Consider the following 23,040-nt stretch of genomic DNA (forward strand, 5'->3'; position numbering starts at 1 on the left):
CGGACGTGATGTCGCGCCCGGGCTCTAGGCTCAGGGCGTGACCTTCCACGTCCATCGCGCCGAGCGGCTCGACACGCTCGTCGTCGGGCTCGCCGAGCTGCTGGCAGACCCGCTGCCCGATCCCTTCGCGGAGGAGATCGTCGTCGTGCCGGCCCGCGGGGTCGAGCGCTGGCTCGCCCAGCAGCTGGGTCACCGGCTCGGCACCGGCGAGGGGCGGCAGGACGGGGTGTGCGCCGGCATCAGGTTCGCCTCGCCGCACTCGCTGGTCGCCGAGCTGCTCGGCATCGAGGGCGACGACCCGTGGGACCCCGACCGGGTGGTCTGGCCGCTGCTCGACGTCATCGACGCGTCGCTGGGCGAGCCGTGGTGCCAGGCGTTGTCGCGTCACCTCGGGCACGAGCACACCGGGGTCGAGCGCGAGCTCCGGCAGAGCAGGCGCTACGGCGTGGCCCGCCGGCTCGCGCGGCTGTTCGCGTCGTACGCGACGCAGCGGCCCGAGCTGATCACCGCGTGGAACGCGCACCGTGACGAGGACGGCGCCGGCAAGGCGCTCGAGGCCGACGTCCGCTGGCAGGCCGAGCTGTGGCGCCGGCTCACCGCCGTCGTGGACGCGCCGACGCCTGACGTGCGGCTCGCCGAGACGAGCACCCGGCTTCAGGACGAGCCCGACTCGTTCGACCTGCCGGCCCGCATCTCGCTGGTGGGGCACACCCGCCTGTCCGCCGGGGAGGTCCGGCTGCTCGACGCCCTCGGGCAGCGGCGTGACGTCCACGCGTGGGTGCCGCACCCGTCGCCCGCGCTGTGGCGCACGCTCGCCGAGCGCGGCGCCGTCGGCACGGTCCGCCGCAGCGACGACCCCGCGCCGACCGAGGCTCCCAACCCGCTGCTGATCTCGCTCGGACGCGACGTGCGCGAGATGCAGCGCACCCTCGGCGGGGTGGCCGACGTGGTGCACGAGCACCTCGCGCCGCTCGACCGGCCGGCGCCGAGCACGATGCTGGGGTGGCTGCAGGACGACCTGGTCCACGACCGCAGCGGGCAGGACGGGCGAGCGTACGAGCGCGCCGACCGCAGCGTGCAGGTGCACGCGTGCCACGGCCGCACCCGTCAGGTCGACGTGCTTCGTGAGGTGCTGGTCGGGCTGCTCGAGGACGATCCCACGCTCGAGCCGCGCGACATCCTGGTGATGTGCCCCGACATCGACACGTACGCGCCGCTGATCAGCGCCGCGTTCGGGCTGATCGGCGTGGTCGAGGGCGGCCACCCCGCGCACCAGCTGCGGGTACGCCTGGCAGACCGCGGCACCGCCGGCACCAACCCGCTCGTGGGGGTCGCGCGGGCCCTGCTCGACCTCGCGACGACCGGCCGGACGACCGCGACCGAGGTGATGGACTTCGTGGCCCTGGCGCCCGTACGTCAGCGGTTCGCGCTGTCCGATGACGACATCGACCAGCTGACCCGCTGGACCGAGCAGTCCGGCGCCCGCTGGGGCTTCGACGCGGCGCACCGCGAGCCGTTCGGGCTCGGTGACCTGAAGGCCAACACCTGGCAGTTCGGCCTCGACCGCGTGCTGCTCGGTGCGGCCGTCGCCGAGCAGCGCGGACGCTGGATCGACACCGTCATGCCGCTGGACGACGTCAGCAGCGGCGATCTCGACCTCGCGGGCCGGTTCGCCGAGCTGCTGCACCGCCTGCGCACGACGATCGACGAGATGGCCGTCGAGCGGCCGCTCGCGGGCTGGGTCGAGACCCTGCTCGACGGCATCACCTCGCTTGCCGCGACGCCCAGGCGCGACGACTGGCAGCTGTCACAGCTCGAGCACGAGCTGGGTCGCCTCGCCGAGAGCGGCGCCGGGTCGACCACGCCGCTGCGGCTGGCCGAGGTCAGCGAGATGCTCGACAGCACGCTCGGCTCGCGGCCGACCCGGTCGAGCTTCCGCACCGGCACCCTGACGGTCTGCACGATGGTGCCGATGCGCTCCGTGCCGCACCGCGTCGTCTGCATGATCGGCCTCGACGACGGCGAGTTCCCCCGAGTCGGCGCGGTCCACGGCGACGATGTGCTGGCGCGCGACCCCATGACGGGGGAGCGCGACGTGCGCACCGAGGACCGCCAGCTGCTGCTCGACGCGGTCATGGCCGCGACCGAGACGCTCGTCATCACCTACACCGGCGCCGACGAGCGCACGGGTCAGCCGCGCCCGCCGGCGGTGCCGCTCGGTGAGCTGATCGACCAGCTCGAGCGCACCGCGTCCGGCGACGTACGCCGCTCAGTGGTCGTGCACCACCCGCTGCAGCCGTTCGACCGGCGCAACGTGCTGCCGGGTGCGCTGGTGCCCGGCAAGCCCTTCAGCTTCGACCCCGCGGCGCTGGCCGGGGCGACTGTCACGGCACGCCCCGAGGCCCCCACGACGTTCATGCCGGGCCGGCTCGACCCGCCTCCGCAGGACGACATCGCGCTGCGCGATCTCGTCGACTTCGTGGTCCACCCGGTCAAGGCGTTCATGCGCCAGCGCCTCGACGTCGGCGTGCTGAGCGAGGCCGACGCCCTCGTCGACGAGGTGCCGATCGACCTGGACGGTCTGCAGAAGTGGTCCGTCGGCGATCGCGTGCTGCGCGACGCCCTGGCCGGCGCTGACCCGCGCGAGGCACGCATGGCCGAATACCTCCGCGGTACCCTGCCGCCCGGCCACCTCGGGCGCCAGGTCGTCGACGAGGTGGTCACCAACATCGAGCCGCTCATGCAGCGCACCGCCGAGCTGCGCAGCGGCCTGGCTCGTTCGGTCGACATCGAGGTCACCCTCGACGACGGCCGGCGCATCACCGGGACGGTTGCCGACGTGCACGGCCAGAGCGCGGTCGCGGTCACCTACTCGCGTCTCGCCGCCAAGCACCGGCTGCAGTCGTGGCTCAACCTGCTGGCGCTGGCCGCGTCGGAGCCCGAGGTGCCGTGGGTCGCGCACGCGATCGGCCGCAGCAGGGGCCCCGGCGGCATGCACGCCGAGGTCGGGCCGCTGAACGAGATTGCCCGCACCCACCTGGCCGACCTCGTCGCACTGCGCGACCTCGGGCTGTGCGAGCCGCTGCCGCTGCCGCTGAAGACCTCCCTCGCGTACGTCGAGGCGCGCCGCAACCGCCCCCACGACATCGCGCTGCGTGCAGCGCGCGACGAGTGGGACCTCGCCCGGCTCAAGAACGGAGCGGTGATCGAGAAGGAGGCGCACGACCCCCACCACGCGTTGGTCTGGGGTGAGGGGGCGCCGCTGGAGGCGATCCTCGACCGCGACGACTCCGGTGCCCAGTTCGCGGTGCTGGCCCAGCGCCTGTGGGACCCGCTGCTCACCTTCGAACGGATGGACGTCCTGTGAGGTCCTTTAGCATCCGCGATCCGCTGCCCACCGGCACGACCCTGCTCGAGGCCAGCGCCGGCACCGGCAAGACCTGGACCGTTGGCGCGCTCGTGACCCGCTACGTCGCCGAGGGTGTCGCCCGGCTCGACGAGCTGCTCATCATCACGTTCGGCCGGGCGGCCAGCCGCGAGCTGCGCGAGCGCGTGCGCGAGCAGCTGGTCGAGGCCGAGCGCGAGCTCGCCGACCGCGACGCCGCGGCCAAGCACCCCAATGCGGTGATCGCCCTGCTGGCCGAGGGCGACGAGGCGGTCGTGGCCGAACGACGCGAGCGGCTGCGTGCGGCCTTGGCCGACTTCGACGGGGCGACGATCGCCACGACCCACCAGTTCTGCCAGATCGTGCTGCGCAGCCTCGGCACCGCGGGCGACGCCGACGCGAGCGCCGAGCTGGTCGAGAGCCTCGACGACGTGGTCGTGCAGATCGTCGACGACCTCTACCTCGCCCGCTACCGCCTCACCGACCAGCCGCCCTTCACGATCGACACCGCGCTCTCGATCGCGCGCTGGGCGGTCGGCGACCCGCAGGCCCGGCTCGTGCCCGAGGACGCCGACCCCGAGTCGCTGGCCGGCCACCGGGTCAGCTTCGCGCAGGCCGTCCGCGACGAGCTCGACCGGCGCAAGCGGGCCCTCGGACTGCTCGGTTACGACGACCTGCTGAGCCGGCTGGCCGCGGCGCTCGAGGGTGACGCGTCACCGGCCCGCGACCAGATGCGACGGCGCTGGAAGGTCGTGCTGGTCGACGAGTTCCAGGACACCGATCCGGTCCAGTGGCAGGTGCTGGAGCGCGCGTTCGGCGGCCACGCGACGCTCGTCCTGATCGGCGATCCGAAGCAGGCGATCTACGCCTTCCGCGGCGGCGACGTGGTGACCTATCTCGAGGCAGCCGCGACCGCGCGCGAGCAGGCCACCTTGTCGACCAACTGGCGCAGCGACGCTCCGCTGGTGACGTCCCTCCTGGTGCCGTTCGAGGGTGCCGCGCTGGGTGATCCGCGCATCGTGGTGCACCACGTCGATGCCGACCACCAGGGCTCCCGGCTGGCCCGTCCCACTGCGACCGACCCGTTCCGGCTGCGCGTGCTGACCCGCCACGACTGCGGCGTCGACCCGGGCAAGACCATCAGCATCGACGTGCTGCGCGATCGCATCGCGCACGACCTGGCCGCCGACATCGCCGCGTCGCTGGCCGGCGGCACGACGTTCGACGGCAGGCCGCTGCAGGCGGGCGACATCGCGGTGCTGGTCTACTCCGGGGCCAACGCCGCCCAGATCCAGCGTGTGCTGGGTGAGCACGGCATCGCGTCGGTGCTGACCGGTGGCACCAACGTCTTCACGAGTCCGGCCGGCGACGCCTGGCTCACGCTGCTGGAGGCGATGGAGCGTCCGCAGAGCAGCCCGCGGGTGCGGGCCGCCGCGCTGACGGACTTCTTCGGTCACACCGCCGCCGAGCTGGCGACGTCGGGAGACGACCTCACCAACGCGGTCGCGACCCGCGTCCGCGACCTGGCCGACCTGCTTCGCGACCGGGGCATCGCCGCGGTGTTCGAGGCGACCTCGGGTCACGGCGAGCTGGCCCGACGCGTGCTGGAGCGTCCCGACGGACGCCGGCACATGACCGATCTGCGCCACGTCGCCCAGGCGCTGCACGAGGCCACCGAGCGCGAACGCCTCGGGCCGGCGGCGATGCTGGCCTGGCTGCGCGGCCAGCGCGACGACGCGACCGCCGGCTCGTCCGAGCGCACCCGGCGCCTCGACAGCGACGCGGCCGCGGTCCAGGTCGTGACGATCCACTCGAGCAAGGGCCTGCAGTATCCCGTCGTCTACCTGCCGTACGTCTTCGACCGCTGGGTGCCGACCGACGAGGTCGTCCGCTTCCACCGGGACGGCGAGCGGGTGCTCGACATCGGCGGCAAGATCGCGAGTCCCACGTTCCGCGACAGCGAGCGGGCCGCGAAGCTCGAGGACAGCGGCGAGCAGCTGCGGCTGCTGTACGTCGCGGCGACCCGCGCGCAGTCGCAGGTGGTTGCGTGGTGGGGCGCGAGCTGGAATGCCGGCAACGCGGGCCTCACTCGGCTGCTGTTCGGCCGCGGACCGGGTGAGGCGGCCGTGCCCGACAAGGTCCAGGTGCCGAGCGACGAGGACACCGTGCGCATCCTCGGGGAGTGGCAGGCACGCGGGGGGCCGGTGCTCGAGCGGGCGCTGCCGCGCGAACGGACCGCCGTACCTGCCGACGAGCCTGCGGGAGATCTCGCGATCCGCAGCTTCGAGCGGGTCGTGGACGCGACCTGGCGTCGCACGTCCTACACCGGCCTGACCCGCGACGACCACGCCGTGCCCACGGTCGACAGCGAGGTGCCCGACCTTGGCAAGACCGACGAGGACGACGAGCCCGTCACCGTCGCGGTCGAGGAGCCGGTCGGGGTGCTGTCGCCGATGGCCGACCTGCCGACCGGGGCGTCGTTCGGCAGCCTGGTCCACGGCGTCCTGGAGGACCTCGACGTCACCGCGGGCGATCTGCGCGCAGAGCTCGCCTCGCTGGTGCAGGGCGAGCTCGCCTACTGGGGTGTCGACGCCGATCCGCAGGTGCTGGCCGATGCGCTCGTCGCGGTCTGCCGTACGCCGCTCGGGCCGCTCGCGGACGACCTGACGCTCGAGACGCTGCTGGCCGACCGCCAGCTGCGCGAGCTCGACTTCGAGCTGCCGCTGGCTGGCGGGGACAGCGCCGAGGCGCGCTCGGGCGGTCGCGAGCCGTGCCTGGGCGATCTCGCGCCCCTGCTCGAGCAGCACCTGCCTGCCGACGACCCGATGCGGGCGTTCGCCGACCGGCTGCGCTCACCCGGGCTCGCGGCACAAGGCCTGCGCGGCTACTTGTCCGGCTCGATCGACCTCGGGCTGCGCCTGCCCGACGGCCGGGTCCTCGTGGTCGACTACAAGACCAACTGGCTCGGCGACTTCCAGCAGCCGCTGACCCTCGACGGCTACAGCCCGGCAGGACTGACCGCGGCGATGCTGTCGGGCACCTATCCGCTGCAGTCGCTGCTCTACTCGGTCGTGATCCACCGCTTCCTGCGCTGGCGCCAGCCCGGCTACGACCCCGAGCGCCACCTCGGTGGCACCCTCTACCTCTACGTCCGCGGCATGGCCGGCCCCGACACCCCCCGCGCGGACGGCCAGACGTACGGCGTGTTCGCCTGGCACCCGCCGGCGTCGCTGATCGTCGCGATGTCCGATCTGCTGGACGGAGTCCTGCCATGACCGAGCCCCTGGTCTTCGAGGACCGGCACGACCGGCACGTGGCGGTCGGCGTCGGCGGCCTGCTCGCGGAGTTCAACGTGCCCGAGCTGCTGACTGCGGCCGACATCCGCATCGCCGTGCGCGTGGCCGAGCTGGTGGGCGAGCAGTCGGAGGCCGCACGTCTCGCGCTCGCGCTGGCCGTGCGGTCGGTGCGTGGCGGCTCGACGTGCATCTCGCTGGCCGAGCTCGTCCGCAGCACCCAGCACCCTGAACTGCCGTGGCCCGAGCCCGAGGCCTGGCACGCCGAGGTCGCGGCCAGCCCCTTGGTCGACGCCGACGTGCCGGTCATGCGGGTCGAGGGACGGCTCATCTATCTCGACCGGTACTTCGAGCTCGAGAGCGACCTGTGCCGCGATCTCGTCGGGCGGGACGAGCACGCCGCACCCGAGCCTGACGAGCAGCTGCTGGCGGCCGATCTCGCGCGGCTGTTCCCGGGTGATTCGTACGCCGAGCAGCGTGCGGCCGGCGAGCGGGCGGCGCGGGGCTGGACGACGGTGCTGACCGGTGGTCCCGGCACCGGCAAGACCACCGCCCTGGCCCGGCTGCTCGCCGTCCTGGCCTCCCAGGCGCGGGCCGCCGGACGTCCACCGCCGCGGGTCGCGCTGGTCGCGCCGACCGGCAAGGCCGCGGCCCGCATGAAGGAAGCCGTCGCGGCGGTGGCCGACCAGGACGGGTTCACCGACGAGGAACGAGCCTGGCTCAAGGGGCTGACCGCCTCCACGATGCACCGGCTGCTCGGCTTCCGGCCCGACAACGGCACCCGCTTTCGCCACGACCGGCGACGGCGGCTGCCCCACGACGTGGTGGTCGTCGACGAGAGCTCGATGGTGTCGCTGACGCTCATGGCGCGTCTGGTCGAGGCCGTGCGCCACGACAGCCGGCTGGTCCTGGTCGGCGACCCCGATCAGCTGTCGTCCATCGAGGCGGGCACGGTGCTGCGCGATCTCGTGCGTGGCTGGGGGAGCGCGCCGTCGTCCCCGGTGACCCACCTGCGCTCGGGTCACCGCTTCGGCGGGGCGATCATCGACCTCGCCTCGGCCGTGCGCGACGGCGATGCTGACGCCGCGATCGAGATCCTGCGGTCCGGCGATCCGTCGGTCCGTCTCGTCGCGGGCGACCGTCTGCCCGAGACGATCCGTGAGCTGCTGCTGCCCGATGCGCGCTCGATGGCCGAGCTCGCCCGCGTCGGCGACGGGGAGGGGGCGCTGCGCGTCCTGGGCTCGCACCGGCTGCTGTGCGCCCACCGCGAGGGCCCGTTCGGGGCCGAGACGTGGAACCAGCAGGTCGAGCGCTGGCTCGACGCGGACGCAGGCCACACCCTCGGCCGACCGTGGTTCGCCGGACGACCGGTGCTGGTCACCGAGAACGACCGCGGGCTGCGGCTCTACAACGGCGACACCGGCATGACGATCCCCGACGGCGAGGGGCTCAAGGTCCTGATCGCCGAGGACGAGCGGCGCACGTTCGCGCCGTCACGGCTCGGCGCGGTCCACACGGCGTACGCGATGACGGTGCACCGCAGCCAAGGCAGCCAGTTCGAGCGGGTCTCGGTGCTGCTGCCCGACGACGACTCCCGGCTGCTGACCCGCGAGCTGCTCTACACCGCGCTGACCCGTGCCGAGTCGAGCGTGACCCTGCTGGGCTCCGAGGGGGCCGTGCGCGCCGCGATCGACACCCCGGTGCTGCGCGCCAGCGGCCTCGCCGAGCGCCTGGACCGCGCGCTCGGCGCCTGACCCCCGGCGCCCGGTTTCCCAGGAGAACCCCGGAATCTGGCACGTGGCACTGGTCGCCCGCGGGGTGATCTGCCAGTTTCCCAGGTTCTCCTGGGAAACTGGCTGCGGAGGGCGGGGGCCGGGGTCGAGATCGTGGGACCGGGTGTCGCCGGGCCCGACTAACCTCGTGAGGGTGACCACGATCGCCTCCCTCACCGAGTCGGAGCTGCGTCGCGCCTTCGACGCCGGGGCGCTGAGCCGGGGCAAGCCATACGCTCACGCGGGCCGGGTCACGGTCCGCGAGATCGAGGCTGACGGCCGGGTGGCCCGCGGCGAGGTGCGCGGCAGCGGCGCCGAGGCGTACTCGACGACCGTGAGGCTGAGCGAGGCCCCCGCAGGCGTCCGCATCTCGGCGAGCTGCTCGTGCCCCGTGATGATCGACTGCAAGCACGCGGTCGCGCTGATCCTCGCAGTACGCGGCTCGATCGAGCCCGCCGACGCGGTCGAGGAGGAGCCCGAGCCGATTGACCGCCCCGCCCCGCGGCCAGCGCAGATCATCCAGCCGTCGTGGAAGACGACGCTCGGTCCCCTCGCGGCCCGCGGATCGGGGTCGCGGGCGAGCACCGAGTGGGCGCTGCAGATCGACCTGACCGGCGCCGGCACGTACGGCATCCGCATGCTGTCGGCACGTCCGATGCGCCGCGGCGCGCGTGGAGGCTGGGTCAAGTCCGGCGCGAGCTGGGGCGAGGTGCAGCAGGCGGCGCTGGCCGGCGTCGACTCCGGTCAGGCCGCGGCGCTGGCCGAGCTGCGCGCGTCGGTGCAGGAGACGTCGTACGCGTACGGCTACGGCAGCTCGTCCGCCGAGATCGACCTCGCCGACCTGACCCCGCACGCCTGGGCGGCACTCGACCGGGTGGTCGAGTCGGGGGTCACCCTGCTGGGCCCTGCGAAGGCGGCGGTCGAGATCCGGCCCGAGCCGGTGACCGCGGGGCTCGAGATCGTGCAGGACCACTCGGGCGATCTGCACGTGCGCGCGACCCTGAGTGACGATGCGTTGTCGGACGACTGGGAGCAGGGGCACACGAGCCTGATCGGCCAGCCGGCCCACGGGATCGCCACGTGGGACGCCCAGCACCCGACAGTCCTGCGGCTCGTGCGGTTCGACCACACGATCGCCGACACGGTGCGCATGCTGCTGGCCAACCGCCGCTCGGTCAACATTCCTCCGCAGGACGCTGCGGAGTTCCTGCGCGACTACTACCCGCGCATCGCCCGCGCGGTCGACCTGGTCAGCGTCGACCCGCGCATCCCGGTGCCCGAGATCGCCCCGCCCCGGCTGTCCGTGACCGTCACGCACGACGGTCTCGCGGCCGAGCTGCGCTGGGGCTTCGCCTATGTGATCGACGACTCGATCGTGCGCGTGCCGCTCGGAGCGGGCGCCGAGCCCTTCCGCGACGTCCGGGCCGAGCGCGAGCTGGTCGGCCGGCTCGTCCCGCCCGACGTCGGCCTGCCGCTGACCCACGTCGACGCCGCCGGGCGCACGAACGTCGTGCCGCGGGTCAAGGTCGACGGCTACGAGGCCGCGGTGCTGAGCCAGCAGCTGCTGCCCGCACTGGAAGACCTCGGCATCGACGTGCACGTGATCGGCACCCGCCCCGACTACCGGCTCAGCGAGTCCGAGCCGGTCGTCCACGTGACCCTCGACGACGCACCCGACCGGCGCAGCGACTGGTACGACCTGGCGGTCACCGTGACGATCGACGGGGAGAAGGTGCCGTTCGAGCAGCTGTTCGCAGCGCTCGCGGCGGGCGAGACCCACCTCGTGCTGCCCAGCGGCACCTACCTGCTGATCGACCGGCCCGAGCTGCTGCGCCTGCGCGACCTCATCGACGAGGCCCGTCAGCTGACCGACCGGCGCAGCGAGCAGCTGCGGGTCAACCGCTACCACGCGGGCCTGTGGGACGAGCTGGTCAACCTCGGCACCGTCGACCGCCAGTCCGCCTCGTGGCAGAAGGCCGTCGGCTCGTTGCAGCAGATCGACGACCTCGGCCGGCCCGAGGTGCCCGAGGGCATCGACGCACAGCTGCGGCCGTATCAGAGCGAAGGCTTCGCGTGGCTCTGCTTCCTGGCCGACCACGGCCTCGGCGGCATCCTGGCCGACGACATGGGCCTGGGCAAGACGTTGCAGACGCTCGCCCTGATGGTCCGCGAGGTCGAGCGCGGCTCGGGGCCCTACCTCGTGGTCGCACCGACCAGCGTGGTGTCCAACTGGGAGCGAGAGGCGCACCGCTTCGCCCCGGGGCTGCGGGTCGCGGCGATCACCCAGTCCCGCGCCCGGCGCGGCACCGAGCTCGACGACGCGGTCAAGGACGCCGACCTGGTCGTCACGTCGTACGCCCTGTTCCGCATCGAGAACGACGCCTATGCCGCCCGGACGTGGTCCGGGCTCGTGCTGGACGAGGCGCAGTTCGTCAAGAATCACCAGGGCAAGACCTATCAGTGCGCGCGCCGCCTCGACGCACCGTTCAAGCTCGCGATCACCGGCACGCCGCTCGAGAACTCGTTGATGGACCTCTGGTCGATGCTCTCGATCGTGGCGCCGGGACTGTTCCCGGACCCCAAGCGGTTCGTCACGCACTACCAGAAGCCGATCGAGAGCGGCGAGGGTCGCGAGCGCCTGGCCTTGCTGCAGCGCCGCATCCGCCCGCTCATGCGCCGCCGCACCAAGGAGGAGGTCGCCTCGGACCTGCCGACCAAGACCGAGCAGGTCCTCGAGGTCGCCCTCAACCCACGGCATGCCCGGATCTACCAGACCCACCTGCAGCGCGAGCGGCAGAAGGTGCTGGGCCTGCTCGCCGACGACGCCGACGGCAACCGCTTCGAGGTGCTGAGCTCGCTGACCAAGCTGCGTCAGCTCAGCCTCGACCCGGCCCTGATCGACGAGGAGCACGACGACGTGGGCTCGGCCAAGATCGACGTCCTGGTCGAGCACCTGCAGGAGGTGACGTCCGAGGGGCACGGTGCGCTGGTGTTCAGCCAGTTCACGAGCTTCCTCGGCCGTGTCCGGTCCAGGCTCGACCAGGCCGGCATCACCTACTCCTACCTCGACGGCAGCACCCGCGACCGCGCCGGGGCGGTCGATGCGTTCCGTGCGGGGGAGACCTCGGTCTTCCTGATCAGCCTCAAGGCCGGAGGATTCGGTCTCAACCTGGTGGAGGCCGACTACGTCTACGTCCTCGACCCGTGGTGGAACCCGGCGTCCGAGGCTCAGGCCGTCGACCGCGCCCACCGCATCGGCCAGGTCCGCCCCGTGATGGTCTACCGCTTGGTCTCGGTCGACACGATCGAGGAGAAGGTCATGCAGCTCAAGGCTCGCAAGGCGGCGCTGTTCGACGCGGTCATGGACGACGGGGCAGCTCTGTCGGGAGCGCTCAGCAGCGACGACATCCGCGGCTTGTTGGGTGCGTGAGTCGGCGCATCGTGGGTACGCACCGGCCATGCGCATCTTCAAGCACCCCCTCAAGAAGCTGACCCTCCTGACCGCCTTCGGAGGCGGCTACGTCCTCGGGGCCAAGGCCGGCCGCGAGCGCTACGAGCAGATCCGCCAGGCCGCCCAGCAGGTGAAGTCCGACCCCCGCGTGCAGCAGGCCACCGCCCAGGCCGAGGACCGGGTCCGCGAGGCCGCCACGAAGGTCACCGAGGACCCCCGCATCAAGAGCGTGGTCGAGCGCGGCGAGGACGTCCTGCGCGACGCCGGGTTCAAGGGGTCGGACGACCAGTCGTCCTCCTCCGAGACGTCCTCCTCCGACGACGCGCCGGCCGGCAAGCACAGCTCGACCCCCAGCTCCTCGACCCCCAGCTCCTCGGCGCCCAGCCCCGCTGACATGCCCGCGGCCGGACCCGCGGCCCGTAGCGCCGCCGTCAACCCGCTGCTGGCCGACGACCACGTCGCGATCGAGGACGAGATCGTCTACACCTCCGGACCCGACATCGAGGAGTCGATCGACGAGCTCGTCGACACCGACGTGGCCGATCAGCCGATCTCCGGGGATCGTCGGGGCGATGCGTGAAGGCTGCGACCTTCAGCGCGTACGGGGAAGATCTGACACTCACCGAGGTCGATGAGCCCAAGATCGGCCCCGACTGGGTCCTGGTCGACGTCAAGGCGTCCTCGGTGAACCCGGTCGACTGGAAGGTCGCCGCCGGTGGCCTGGACGGTGCACTGGACACGTTCTTCCCGGTCACTCCGGGCTGGGACGTGTCGGGTGTCGTCGAGGCGGTCGGACCGGCGGTGACGACCCTGGCACCGGGCGACGAGGTGTTCGGCTACGTCCGCAAGGACGCGTTGCACGGCGGCACGTACGCCGAGAAGGTCGCCGCTCCCATCCGTACGGTCACCAAGAAGCCTGCCAACGCGAGCTTCGCCGAGGCGGCGGCCATCCCGCTCGCCGGCCTGACGGCGTTCCAGTGCCTCGTCCACGTCTTGGACGTCGTCGCAGGCGACATCGTCCTGGTGCACGGCGCCTCAGGAGGAGTGGGCTCGTTCGCGGTGCAGATTGCGAGGTCCCTCGGAGCGCGGGTCATCGGCACGGCCTCGGAGGCCAACCACGACTACCTGCGCGAGCTGGGGGCCGAGCCCGTCGTCTACGGCGACGGCCTGGTCGACCGGGTGCGCGCGATCGCCCCGGACGGTGTCACGGCGGTGCTCGACCTCAACGGGGCCGACCTGGCCGTCAGCCCTGAGCTCCTCGCGGAGTCATCGGCCGGCCGGATCGCCTCGATCATCGACACCGGGGTGAAGGACATGGGCGGGCGCTACGTCTTCGTGGCCCCCGACGTCACCGATCTCGACGAGCTGGCCGCCATGTTCGACGACGGCTTGCTGGCGGTCGAGATCGCCGCGACGTTCCCGCTCGCGGACGCCCAGAAGGCGTGGGACCTGAGCCAGGAGGGTCACACGCGAGGCAAGATCGTCATCACGGTGTAGCCGCCTCGGCCTGGTCGTTGATCTCGTGCCAGACGTCGCGCGCGTCGTCGTACGCGTCGACGGGCAGGCCGAGCGCCCGGCGCACGCGCCACCGGCCCTCGAGCGCGACGATCGGCATCAGGTCCAGGTCGCCGGGCTGGATGTCGCGCAGCGGGATGGTGAACCAGCGCAGCGCGGGGCGCAGGCGGCCGGCCTCCTCGAGCGCCTCGGCGATCCACTCGTAGTCGCCGACGACGAGCTCGTCGGCCCGGCTGCGGACGAGCAGGAGGGCGAGCAGCTCGTCGACACGAGCCTCGTCCTGCTGCTGCAGGGCGACGTCGAGGAGCCCGGCGAGCGGGCTGAGGATCGTCCGGCCGCCGTCGTCGAGCACCTCCTGGTACGTCGACCGGGCCTCGTCGAGTCGATCGTCCGCGGCCAGCTCGTCGGCGATGCGGCTGAGGGTCTCCGCGCGTCCCTCCTGCCCGGGCGAGAAGGTGGCCAGCATGCGGCGGTACTCGCTGAGTCGCTGCTCCCGCTGAGGCTCGGAGTCGATCTCGTCGAGGGCGTCACACAGCTCGTCCCAGTTCATGGCTCGATTCTCTCAGCCCGGTGGGGACGTCAGCCGGTCGCATCCAGCCGGGCGCGTACGTCGGCCAGCAGCCGTGCCGGGAACTCCGAGGTGCGCCGGCAGCGCTCGACGAGGTACACGATCTTGTTGAGACGGGGACCGGGCATGTCGAGCCCGCGGGACTCGATCGCGGGCCGCAACGCATTGCGGTCGAACCAGCCGTCGCTCGGCACCTCGATGCCGCGCCACGCCGCGAAAGCCTGCTTGAGATCGCCGTGGGCGACCACCCCGTGCTCGGGGGAGAGCGCCACCGCGATCGCTCCCACGAGCCAGGCGTCCGAGCGCTGCAGCGTCTCGAGGTCCAGCTGCATCGTGCCCGAGTCGGGGGCCGCCACGGCGGGGGCGTCGAACGTGACGACGGCGCTGAAGCTCAGATCGGGGACCCGCAGCTCGACCCGAGACCCGCTGTGGGTCAGCGAGATCTTCTGCCCCGGTGCGGGCGTGGTGGACCCGCCACCGGGTGTGGAGAGCTCGACGATCGCGCCGTTGTCGCGCTGGCCACGATGGACGACCGGCTGGCCGGGCGTCGCGGTGATGACCAGAGCGGGGTCGCTGACGTAGGGCAGGCGCACGAACACGTACGTCGACCCGTCGATGGTCTGGGCGACCAGGGGCTGCTGCTCCGGCAGGTTCATCCGTCGCGCCAGGACGAAGGCCGCGCCCACGTCGAGCGAGGCCTCGCCGGCGTACTGCTCGCCGGCCGACCAGGCGATGTGCAGCACCGGGACCCCTCCGTGAGCTCTGGAACGTGTTCCGCCGTGGCTCGACTCCGGCCACGGACGACCCTGACGATGATGCCATGGGCACTCTCTCCGCATTGACCGTCAACCTGCTGATCGTCGTCGTCTTCGTGGTCGTCGTGTACGTGGGGCTGCGGATCGCGCAGAGCATCTTCGGGACGAGCTCGAAGAAGGCCGCCGCGACCGAGGTCGCCGCGAAGCTCGTGTCGTACCCGACCGGATCGTCAGCGGTGCTGCGCCGCCGGTTCGTCCGTGCCCTGACCGGGCAGCACGTCGTGATGCCGAGCGGGGAGCGCCTGGCCTTCGGCGAGCTGACCGTGCGGGTCGCGCCGGAGGACCTCGAGCGACTCGATCCCGACGGCGACCTCGAGCGCCTCGGCGAGGACGGCGCCCGGCTGTACGCCGCCCACGCCGAGCGCTGCGGCTGGGCCGTTCCGCGGCAGGTGCGGGTGACGGTCGAGGTCGACCCCGGGCTCCGCTCCGGCTGGATCCCGCCGGCCCGCGGCAGCGGTCGCGCCGAGCCCGCGCAGCGCGAGGCCAGGCCGGCCGTCGGCTGGGACGCCGTCCCGGAGGCGGCCGCGCCCCGCCCGGCCGCCGTGCCCCCCGTGCTGCGCCCGGCCAAGATCCAGCCCGCGCTCGACCCCGACGCGACCGTGAACTACCCCGCGCTGGTCCGCGACATCGAAGACGCCGCACCGACCATGAACGTCTCCAGCGGCCTGCGCCTGGAGCGCGACGGCAGGACGTACGCGATCGAGCGCGCCGGCACGGTGCTCGGCCGGCTGCCCGAGAGCCCTGTCGCGTTCGCCGAGCCGGAGGTCTCCTACCGGCACCTCGCGATCCGCCTGCAGGGCGTCCAGTGGCAGGTGAAGGATCTCGGCAGCACCAACGGCACGACGGTCGACGGCCGGCGCATCGACGGCGAGGACTGGACCACGATCCACCAGGGCTCGGTGATCGCCCTGGCCGGCGTACGGGTCACCGCCTCGATCGACACCGCCGGCACCGTGCACCTGCAGGACGTCTCAAGGCGCTAGGAGACGCTAGGGGGGACAAGGAACAATGGACCCGCACGACGAACCGTCACGATGAGGTTTCCGCCCATCCCGAGCAGGAGGATCAGCCACATGCCAGATCCCCTGGTCACGTCCCCGGTGCCGCTGCCGCCGGCCACGACCGAGCCCGCGCCGGACCGCACGGGCACGGGAACTGTCCCGGTCGAGCAGCGGTTCGAGCTGCTGGGACGCATCGGGGCGGGCAACCACGGCGTCGTCTTCCGCGCCCGTGACAGCCAGCTGCAGCGCGAGGTCGCGATCAAGCGCTTCTCGCACTTCGTGGCCGACGATCCGCGTGCGATGCGCCGCATCAGGCGCGAGGTCGCGACCCTCGCCCGCGTCTCGCACCCGCACGTGGTCACGGTGCACGACCTCGTCCACATGGCCGACGGTGACGGCGAGATCACCCCGCACCTGGTCATGGAGCTCGTCGAGGGCACGTCCCTGCGCGATCTGCTCGCGTCCCAGGGCCCGAGCCTGCGAGCGGTGACGGTCGTGCGCGGTGTCCTCGAGGGGCTCGCGGCCTGCCACCACGCGGGCATCCTCCACCTGGACATCAAGCCCGCGAACGTCCTCGTCACGCCCGACGGGGCGATCAAGATCGTCGACTTCGGCATCGCCCGGGCCGCGTCCGACGCGACCGCGACGGTCGCCGGCACTCCGCACTACATGGCGCCCGAGCAGTTCGACGGGCGCTCGGACGAGCGCAGCGACATCTACTCCGTCGGCTGCCTGTTGTACGAGTGCCTCACCGGCAAGCAGCCGTTCGAGGGCACGATGGCGGCCCAGCTGATGGCCCACCGCAACCACCCGCGTCCGGATCCGCGGGCGCTGGCCCCGGAGGTGTCCCGGTCCCTGGCCGGCGTGGTGCAGCGAGCCATGGCGGTCGAGCCCGACCACCGCTACCAGTCGGTCGAGGAGATGCTGGCTGCACTGGCCGCGGCCGATCTGTCCCCCCAGCCGCTGTCGGCGGCGTCGCCGACCGGCACCACGACCGGCGTCGTGCCCGCCGCCGGGGGGCTGCCCTCCGCGCCGGTGGCGGGCGGGCTCGGCGGGCCGGTCGTGACCCGTTGGAGCAAGCTCGGGACGTTCGCGGTCGGGCTGGTGCTGAGCGCTTTCATCGTCGCTCTCGTGCCAGGGCTGGTGTGGACGACCACCGCGTTCGTGCCCCAGGACTACCGGCCGTCGGCGTGGCGTGACGCGTCCGGCACGCCGTGGTGGATGCTCGCGGTGGCCGTCGCCACGGCGTACCTCCTGCTGCGGCGCCACACGTTCTTCGCGGCGCTCGGTGGGCCACCGGTCGGCGGCCCACGACCCGACCGGCTCGTGGACGCGCCCATGCGAGCGGGTCTGTGGCAGGCCGCCGGTGCCGCGCTGCGGGGCTCGATCCCGATGCTCTTCCCGTGGTACGTCGTCGCGGTCGCCGCGCTGGTGGGCGCCTCGGGCGGGGTCTGGCCGGACGACGTCCTCGGCACCGGGTGGGGTCTCGGCTGGGTGCTGATGCCCGCGGCGGCCGTCGCGTTGGCGCTGCGCGGGATCACCCGCCTGCGACCGCGTCTGGGTGCGATGTTCATGTCGGCGGTCTACCTCGGGGCGGCCGTCCTGGCCATCGTGCTGTTCGTCGCGTACCCGCAGGTGGTCTGAGCCCCTGATCTCAGGGTGCGGGCGCCCCGGCGTCCCTTTAGCGTCGGGGCATGACGAAGCCGACCTACAGCACGATCCTGTCCGCTGCGACCGCCGGTTACGCGGTGTACGCCCTCGTGAGGCCCCGCCACCTCGGCAAGGCCCTGACGAGCAACCCCGTGCGCCAGGCCGACTACGACGTCGTGGCCCGCTTGTTCGGACCCCGTGACCTCGCGGTCAGCGCGCTCGCGATCCTCGCCCCGACCGAGGCGGGACGTGAGCAGGCCATGATCGCCCGGGTCGTGCTGGACCTGACGGACGCCGCGCTGCTCACACCGGAGGCCACGACTGCGGGCGGCAAGGCGAAGGTGCTCGGCGCGACCCTCACCTGGGCCGCCCTCAACGTCGCCGCGATCGTCGCGGACCGCAAGGGCTGAGGACGCTCCGGACGCTGTCCGAGGGCCGGTCTAGGCTGGGAGGGCCACCCGCATGATGCGCGAAATGCGCTGATATACCAAGGAAAAAGTTGCCTCGAGGTCTTGTGGGAGCGGTGGGTGGCGGAGTAGGATCGAACATACGTTCTAGTCCCCACCGGAGTGGCCATGTTCCTCGATCAGCTGTCATCACTCAGCGAGGATGCTGCTGCCATCGAGCCGTGGTCACTGACCGCAGCAGAGCTGCGAGAGGTGGCCACCGCGGTCCAGCGCACGCGCACAGGGCTGGACGCCTTGGCGTCCCGGTTGGCCGGGGCTGCGGAGGCCATGGGGCTGCCCAAGGAGGACGGCGCGGCGTCGACGTCGGCCTGGCTCGCGGACCTGACCGGTGTCTCCAAGGCTGAGGCCGGCCGCCTGGTCGGGCTCGCCCGGGTCACGACCAGCAACACCGAGGCGACGCGTGCCGCGTGGGCCACAGGGACCATCTCGACCGATCAGGCCGGCGTCATCATGCGGGCGATCGACGCCCTGCCCGACTGGTGCGGGGACGAGGAGCGCGGTGACGCCGAGGCCCGCCTGATCGAGCTGGCCGGGCACCACAACCTGGACGATCTGAAGCGGTTGGCCAACCGGGTCCTGGAGGTGATCGATCCCGACGGCGCGGACGAGGTGCTGGGCAAGCAGCTGGCGGACCAGGAGAAGCGGGCGTGGAACGCGACCCGGCTGGCGATGCGGGCACGAGGCGACGGCACCACCCGCGGCACCTTCGTGATCCCCGACCAGTTCGCCGACACGCTCCGTGCGGCCGTCGAAGGCATCGCCGCTCCGCGGCGCAACGCCGAGAACGCCGTCCGGCACGGCATGTCGATCGATGACCTGACGTCCCTGCCCCACGCTCAACGTCTCGGGCTGGCCTTCCTCGAGCTCATCGAGCACATGCGCGAGGACGCACTGCCGCAGGCGGGCGGCCTCGCCGCGACGGTCACGATCAACGTCGACCTCGACAAGCTCCGCTCGGGCCTCGGCACCGCGACGACGTCGTCGGGTGCCGAGGTGTCCGTCGCCACCGCCCAGCGGATCGCGTGCAACGCGCACCTGGTGACCCTCTACCTCGACTCGGACTCCCGGGTCGCCGATCTCGGCATGTCCAAGCGGCTCTACGACCGATATCAGCGCCTCGCCCTCGCCGCTCGCGACCGAGGGTGCGTGTGGGCCGGGTGCGACCGGCCGCCGTCCTGGTGCGAGGCGCACCACCTGACCTTCTGGTCCGAGGACGGTCCCACCGATCTCGACAACGCAGCACTCCTGTGCCACTTCCACCACCACCTGCTGCATGAGGGGGAGTGGTCCGCGCACATGGCGCCGAACGGAGTGGTCGAGGTGATCCCACCGCCCCGGGTCGATCCCGAGCAGGTGCCGCGCCGTCACGCCCGCTTCCTGCGACAACAGCCCCGCGCAGCGTAGGAGCTGTCGCCGTGGCGAGAGGGCCCTCCACAGGCGAGGGCGCGCTGCCGGTGCGTCCACAGCGGTCCGGCAGGCAGTACGCGCGGGGGCTCGCGGCGCCTAGCGTCGAGGGCATGAACCGTCCGTCCGAGAGGAGCCGCCGCGAGCAGGCGCTCCCGGCCCTCGACCGATTCTTCGAGCAGCAGTCCCGCGGTGCCTCCCTCGCGACGCGGATGCGTCATGACCGGGTGCACGACCGGCTGATGGAGTTCCTCGCCGAGGCCGACATGAGCAGATGCCTGGATCTGCAGGAGAACGCCCAGCTCGCCGCGACGCGGGCACGAGGGGATGGCTTCTTCGGCGTGTTCGGCCTCGAGGAGGTGCTGGCGTGCCTGGGTCGGTTCGTCGATGACGACTGGCTGCTCGATCCGGTGACGGACGCCCGCGCCCAGGTCATGCTGGCCGGGCGACTGGCCGCCTGGCTCCAGCGGTCGGGGCTCCTGGATCAGGACCTCGTCGGCTGCGCGGCCCACGAGACGGAGGCAGCGATCGAGGCGGCCCGCTGCGGGCTGGGCCGGCCGCCCCAGGACGCGCCGGCGCCGGGGCGGCCTGCGCTGCGGCTCATCCGCGGTGGGCGGGCCGATCCGTGATCAGCCGTGCTCGGCCGCCTTGACGAGGGCCGCCCGCTCCCACAGGCGTCCGTGCCCGCGAAGTCTCGGCAGCACCCGGCGGACGTCGGCCTGGGCCTCCTCGGCCGGGACGCCGAGCAGCCGGGCGTACGCCACTGCCACCGAGGGGGTCCGCTGGTGTGCCGCGACGCAGTGCACGAAGACCGTCTTGCCCTCGTCGCGCAGCTCCTTGATCGCGGCGGCGGCATCGGCGAGCACGAAGTCCAGGTGCGGGTTGTCGTCCGGTGCGTCGGAGTCGATGAGCCGGATCTCGACCCGGTCCGAGACACCCGGGAAGTCAGCCGTGCCGACCCGGCACAGCGACACGACCGCGTCCCAAGCGTGTGCGGGGGAACGGTAGGTCCCGAGCATCACGCCATCGTCGTGCGGGTGGGTCGCGAGGTCGTCCGGGGCGTTGCGATAGCTCCACGACGTCATGGCCGGGCCGACCGGCCAGTCCTGGTCGCTGGAGGTGCCGCGGTCGGCGGTGCGCAGCGCCAGCGTGACCAGGCCGCGGGCGCGGTGACCGCCATAGCCGTGGACCCGCCTCGACCAGTGTGCGGGGATGGCCGACCATCCCCAGTACCCGCCGAGCAGGCCTCCGGCGATCGCAGCGACCGTGTCGGTGTCATCGCCCGCGCGGACCGCGTTCATGAGGGCGAGTGCGAAGTGCTGCGCCGGGAACGTCCCGGCCTGCGGGTCGAGGGCGGGCTGCGGGGTCCACGTGATCGCCGCCCACGCGGCCTGCAGGGCGTACACCGTGAACCCGTTGCTGGCGAACGTCCGCGGGTCGACGTCGGTCGCCGCCTCGATCCACGTGCGCCACTGGTCGCGGCTGCCGGCGTCGAGGAGGTCGAGACCTGCCAGGACGTCGAGCCGGCCGGTGGTCACCGCGAGCCGGATCGCCTCGGTCCACAGCACGCAGGACTCGAGCCCGAGGGGATCGGCGTGCGTCAGCGAGGCGACGGCGCGGGCCGCCTCCGCGGTCGCCGACCGGTCGTCCAGACGGGTCAGCGCGACGGCGGACGTCCGCATGAGGGCGCCGTTGCCGACCCGGCCGGGGTGCTCGGCCGCGTGCTCGGCGGCAGCAGCACGCATCGCCCGGCCGCGCGGGCCCTCACGGCGTCCGGTGGCAGCAAGGACGGCGCGGGTCTGGTTGCCGACGTCCTTGGCGGTCGCACCCCATGCGAGGAAGCGCTCGGCGATCTCGTCGAGGGCAGCGTCGGAGGTGAGATCGGCACCGGTCGCGGCCACCTCGGCGATGCACACGGCCATGGCGGTGTCGTCGCTGTATTCTCCAGGGTCGAAGCCGAACGGTCCGCCGCCGGTCATCTGCGGCACTGTCGACTCCGGCAGGGCCGGCCCGAACTCGTACGGCACGCCGAGCGCGTCGCCGCACGCCTGTCCGAGCAGCACCCCGGCAGCCCGATCGTGGGAATGGGTCGTCAGCATGGCGATCACCTCCTGTCTCACCCGTCAACACATTAATACTCACTCGCACCAATAATGGCGGACCCGTCTGGCACATTGGTGGAGAAGGAGATGGTGCACATGAGCGACAGCGACATGCGAGATCGCGCCGAGCAGGCCCTCAAGGAGGCCTGCGGAGTCGACCACCTCGCGGTGGACGACGACGGCGACTGGCCGATCGACGTCCAGGGCACGCAGATCTACGTGGGAGTCGTGGAGGACCCGCGACCGCACGTCCACGTGTTCACGCGCATCGCGACGCAGGTGTCCACCGAGGCGTGGGCGGAGATCAACCACCTCAACAGCGCGATGATCTGGGCGAAGGTGATCCTCGGTGACGAGGGCGCTGTCTTCCTGAGCGCGCGGCTGCACCCTGACGGCGTCACGGCCGAGGTGCTCGACACCACGCTGGACGCGATGGCCGAGTACGCCCGCGACTGCGGCCCGATGCTCGAGGCCGTCTACGGCATCGCGAACGACGGCACGACGCGGCCGCGCACGACCCCGGACGCCGTCACGTCCCTGGAGCCGGGAGGCGTCTTCGTCTTCGGCAGCGGTGCGGCCGGCGGCCACACCGGCGGGGCCGCGCGGCTCGCGGTCGAGCGGTTCGGGGCCGAGCGCGGCGTCAGCGAGGGACTGCGCGGCGACAGCTATGCGATCCCGACGATGGAGGGCTTCGACGTCCTCGCGGGAGCCGCGGCCCGGTTCCTCGAGTTCGCCGCCGACCACCCCGACCGGGTCTTCTGGCTGACGCGGGTCGGCTGCGGGCACGCAGGCTTCACCGACCCCGACGTCGCGCCCCTGTTCGCCGACGCGCCCGACAACGTCGTCAAGCCCAGAGGCTGGTGAGCAGATGACCTGCACGACGCCCCGCAACCGCCTGTCCGTGGAGAGGTGAGCCGGTGACGACACAGTCCACGCCGGAGCGCCCGTGGGCGTACGTCGCGGTCGACGTCGTGGTGCTGACGATCCGTGACCGTCAGCTCAAGGTCATGGCCATCCGTCGCGCGGGGGAGCCCAATCGCGGCGGCCTCGCGCTGCCGGGCGGGTTCATCCACCTCGACGAGGACCTGGAGACCGCTGCGCGGCGCGAGCTGCGCGAGGAGACCGGTCTCGAGGTCGACTACCTCGAGCAGGTCGGGACGTACGGCGCGCCGGACCGCGACCCCCGCGCGAGGACGTTCGCCGTCCTCTACCTCGCGGTGCTGCCCAACCTGCCGGAGGGATCGACGGGCAAGGACGCCGATGCGATCTGGATGCCGGTCGACGAGCTGCTGGCCGCCGATCTGCCGTTCGACCACCACCAGATGCTGACCGACGCGATCGAACGGGCCCGCTCCAAGCTCGAGTACACCCCGATCGCGGCGTCCTTCTGCCGACCGGTCTTCACGATCGGTGACCTGCGCCGGGTCTACGAGATCGTCTGGGGCAAGCACCTCAACCCGGCCAACTTCCAGCGCAAGGTCCAGTCGGTCGAGGGATTCGTCCGCGAGACCGGCGACGTGGTCTCCGAGGGACGCGGACGCCCCGCCAAGACATACACGCTCGGTGACGTCACGACGCTGCACCCTCCACTTCGCCGCTGATCGGCCTACAGTGGAA

General features: G+C 72.4%; 16 protein-coding genes. 13 read left to right on the forward strand and 3 right to left on the reverse strand.

Going from position 1 to position 23,040, the window contains the following annotated elements:
- Nucleotides 1–37 precede the first annotated feature (37 nt).
- From recC to GEV27_RS07725, 6 genes are all read left to right on the forward strand, one after another.
- Nucleotides 38–3,367, forward strand: a complete 3,330-nt coding sequence (gene recC / locus GEV27_RS07700; protein ID WP_309222097.1) for an exodeoxyribonuclease V subunit gamma — start codon at nt 38–40, stop codon at nt 3,365–3,367.
- Nucleotides 3,364–6,660, forward strand: a complete 3,297-nt coding sequence (locus GEV27_RS07705; RefSeq protein ID WP_309222098.1) for a UvrD-helicase domain-containing protein — start codon at nt 3,364–3,366, stop codon at nt 6,658–6,660. Before recC ends, GEV27_RS07705 begins: the two co-directional genes overlap by 4 nt.
- A complete protein-coding gene (recD, locus tag GEV27_RS07710; RefSeq protein ID WP_153933826.1) occupies nt 6,657–8,432 on the forward strand; it encodes an exodeoxyribonuclease V subunit alpha in 1,776 nt (591 codons plus the stop codon). Before GEV27_RS07705 ends, recD begins: the two co-directional genes overlap by 4 nt.
- Before the next feature lie 172 nt (nt 8,433–8,604).
- Nucleotides 8,605–11,880 carry a DEAD/DEAH box helicase gene (locus tag GEV27_RS07715; protein WP_194944151.1) on the forward strand — a complete coding sequence of 1,092 codons (3,276 nt, stop codon included), beginning with the start codon at nt 8,605–8,607 and terminating at the stop codon, nt 11,878–11,880.
- 28 nt (nt 11,881–11,908) lie between these two features.
- Nucleotides 11,909–12,481, forward strand: a complete 573-nt coding sequence (locus GEV27_RS07720) for a hypothetical protein (RefSeq protein ID WP_153933828.1) — start codon at nt 11,909–11,911, stop codon at nt 12,479–12,481.
- Complete coding sequence (locus tag GEV27_RS07725; protein ID WP_309222099.1) at nt 12,478–13,398, forward strand: NADP-dependent oxidoreductase; 921 nt, start codon at nt 12,478–12,480, stop codon at nt 13,396–13,398. Before GEV27_RS07720 ends, GEV27_RS07725 begins: the two co-directional genes overlap by 4 nt.
- Here GEV27_RS07725 and GEV27_RS07730 read toward each other — a convergent pair.
- Nucleotides 13,388–13,966, reverse strand: a complete 579-nt coding sequence (locus tag GEV27_RS07730; protein WP_153933829.1) for a hypothetical protein — start codon at nt 13,964–13,966, stop codon at nt 13,388–13,390. The two genes, GEV27_RS07725 and GEV27_RS07730, sit on opposite strands and share 11 nt — an antisense overlap.
- 29 nt (nt 13,967–13,995) lie before the next feature.
- A complete protein-coding gene (locus tag GEV27_RS07735) occupies nt 13,996–14,727 on the reverse strand; it encodes a hypothetical protein (protein WP_153910689.1) in 732 nt (243 codons plus the stop codon).
- A 77-nt stretch (nt 14,728–14,804) separates the two neighbouring features.
- Here GEV27_RS07735 and GEV27_RS07740 point away from each other — a divergent pair, with 77 nt between their 5' ends.
- The 5 genes from GEV27_RS07740 to GEV27_RS07760 all read left to right on the forward strand — a co-directional run bounded on the left by GEV27_RS07740 (nt 14,805) and on the right by GEV27_RS07760 (nt 19,950).
- Entirely contained in the window at nt 14,805–15,782 is a 978-nt protein-coding gene (locus tag GEV27_RS07740) for an FhaA domain-containing protein (protein WP_153933830.1), read from the forward strand.
- A 90-nt stretch (nt 15,783–15,872) separates the two neighbouring features.
- Nucleotides 15,873–17,444 (forward strand): serine/threonine-protein kinase, encoded by a 1,572-nt coding sequence (locus GEV27_RS07745; RefSeq protein ID WP_194944152.1) that lies wholly within the window; start codon nt 15,873–15,875, stop codon nt 17,442–17,444.
- A gap of 50 nt (nt 17,445–17,494) precedes the next feature.
- The gene (locus GEV27_RS07750; protein WP_153653078.1) at nt 17,495–17,860 is read left to right on the forward strand and encodes a hypothetical protein; all 366 of its coding nucleotides are present in this window, start codon (nt 17,495–17,497) and stop codon (nt 17,858–17,860) included.
- Between the two features lie 165 nt (nt 17,861–18,025).
- Nucleotides 18,026–19,321 (forward strand): HNH endonuclease signature motif containing protein, encoded by a 1,296-nt coding sequence (locus GEV27_RS07755; protein WP_153933832.1) that lies wholly within the window; start codon nt 18,026–18,028, stop codon nt 19,319–19,321.
- A gap of 113 nt (nt 19,322–19,434) precedes the next feature.
- A complete protein-coding gene (locus GEV27_RS07760; RefSeq protein WP_153933833.1) occupies nt 19,435–19,950 on the forward strand; it encodes a hypothetical protein in 516 nt (171 codons plus the stop codon).
- On the opposite strand, the gene GEV27_RS07765 is transcribed toward GEV27_RS07760, so the two are convergent.
- Nucleotides 19,951–21,420: an ADP-ribosylglycohydrolase family protein gene (locus GEV27_RS07765; protein ID WP_153933834.1), complete on the reverse strand. Its 1,470-nt coding sequence runs from the start codon at nt 21,418–21,420 to the stop codon at nt 19,951–19,953.
- A gap of 99 nt (nt 21,421–21,519) precedes the next feature.
- Here GEV27_RS07765 and GEV27_RS17755 point away from each other — a divergent pair, with 99 nt between their 5' ends.
- Entirely contained in the window at nt 21,520–22,287 is a 768-nt protein-coding gene (locus GEV27_RS17755) for a YbjN domain-containing protein (protein ID WP_208430766.1), read from the forward strand.
- Nucleotides 22,288–22,340: 53 nt separating this feature from the next.
- Nucleotides 22,341–23,024 (forward strand): NUDIX domain-containing protein, encoded by a 684-nt coding sequence (locus GEV27_RS07775; protein ID WP_243838705.1) that lies wholly within the window; start codon nt 22,341–22,343, stop codon nt 23,022–23,024.
- Nucleotides 23,025–23,040: the final 16 nt, after the last annotated feature.

The organism is Aeromicrobium sp. S22 (genome assembly GCF_009661045.1).
Taxonomy (GTDB): Bacteria; Actinomycetota; Actinomycetes; order Propionibacteriales; family Nocardioidaceae; genus Aeromicrobium; species Aeromicrobium yanjiei.

Excerpts from the sequence above, each read along its gene's own strand:
- recD (WP_153933826.1), top strand. The coding sequence starts at position 6,657 with ATGACCGAGCCCCTGGTCTTCGAGGACCGGCACGACCGGCACGTGGCG.
- GEV27_RS07720 (WP_153933828.1), top strand. The coding sequence starts at position 11,909 with ATGCGCATCTTCAAGCACCCCCTCAAGAAGCTGACCCTCCTGACCGCC.
- GEV27_RS07730 (WP_153933829.1), bottom strand. The coding sequence starts at position 13,966 with ATGAACTGGGACGAGCTGTGTGACGCCCTCGACGAGATCGACTCCGAG.
- GEV27_RS07740 (WP_153933830.1), top strand. The coding sequence starts at position 14,805 with ATGGGCACTCTCTCCGCATTGACCGTCAACCTGCTGATCGTCGTCGTC.
- GEV27_RS07745 (WP_194944152.1), top strand. The coding sequence starts at position 15,873 with ATGCCAGATCCCCTGGTCACGTCCCCGGTGCCGCTGCCGCCGGCCACG.
- GEV27_RS07750 (WP_153653078.1), top strand. The coding sequence starts at position 17,495 with ATGACGAAGCCGACCTACAGCACGATCCTGTCCGCTGCGACCGCCGGT.
- GEV27_RS07755 (WP_153933832.1), top strand. The coding sequence starts at position 18,026 with ATGTTCCTCGATCAGCTGTCATCACTCAGCGAGGATGCTGCTGCCATC.
- GEV27_RS07760 (WP_153933833.1), top strand. The coding sequence starts at position 19,435 with ATGAACCGTCCGTCCGAGAGGAGCCGCCGCGAGCAGGCGCTCCCGGCC.
- GEV27_RS07765 (WP_153933834.1), bottom strand. The coding sequence starts at position 21,420 with ATGCTGACGACCCATTCCCACGATCGGGCTGCCGGGGTGCTGCTCGGA.
- GEV27_RS17755 (WP_208430766.1), top strand. The coding sequence starts at position 21,520 with ATGAGCGACAGCGACATGCGAGATCGCGCCGAGCAGGCCCTCAAGGAG.